The 523-nt window shown below is 79.0% G+C and carries 2 protein-coding genes; one reads left to right on the top strand and one right to left on the bottom strand.

What is annotated here, in order from left to right:
• Window positions 1-219, bottom strand: a 219-nt coding sequence (locus tag AWZ10_RS53655; protein ID WP_244172482.1) for a hypothetical protein, incomplete at its 3' end; no start/stop codon positions are given.
• A 12-nt stretch (window positions 220-231) separates the two neighbouring features.
• Between AWZ10_RS53655 and AWZ10_RS53650 the strand changes: the two genes are divergently transcribed.
• Window positions 232-523 (top strand): hypothetical protein (locus tag AWZ10_RS53650; protein ID WP_244172481.1); only part of this gene is annotated, 292 nt, incomplete at its 3' end.

The following is a 523-nucleotide window of genomic DNA, read 5'->3' as shown; positions in this document are numbered from 1 at the left end:
CCCGGTCAGCCCGTCCCGGCCGGGGTCGCGGCCGGTCAGCCCGTCGCTCCGCAGGGGGTTCCAGGGGGCGCCGTCCAAGCACAGGCAGCCGTCGGACAACCCGTCGCCCCCCAGGGCGCCGTCCCGCCGCCTGGGGTCCCCGGTGGCCCGCAGCAGCAGCCCGCGCAGGTCGGAGCCCTCGGCCAGTCCGTCCTCGTACCGGGAGTTCAGGGCGTACAAGGGGTTCAGGCCGTGCAGGGCGTACAGAGCGCGCAGCCGGTCCAGGGCACCGCCCAGCCCGTGCCCGCCCAAGGTGTGCCCGGCGCGCAGCAGCCCGTCCCCGCTCAGGCCGCGCCCCAGCCCCAGACCTGGCCGGACCCCCGCCACGAGACCTCCGGCGCCGGCATCCCCGTAACGGCTCCGCAGGCGCCGCTGCCCCCGCAGTCCACCCCCTCCTCGGGCACCCCACTGCCGCCGGAGGTCGCCGTACAGCAGCAGCCGCGCGTCGCGCAGCCGCTGCCCGCCGAAGCCGCGGCCCCGGCGC

This window comes from Streptomyces europaeiscabiei, assembly GCF_001550375.1.
In the GTDB taxonomy this organism is placed as follows: domain Bacteria; phylum Actinomycetota; class Actinomycetes; order Streptomycetales; family Streptomycetaceae; genus Streptomyces; species Streptomyces europaeiscabiei.
The sequence above is the reverse complement of the archived record's forward strand: the minus strand, read 5'-3'. Positions and strand labels throughout refer to the sequence as shown.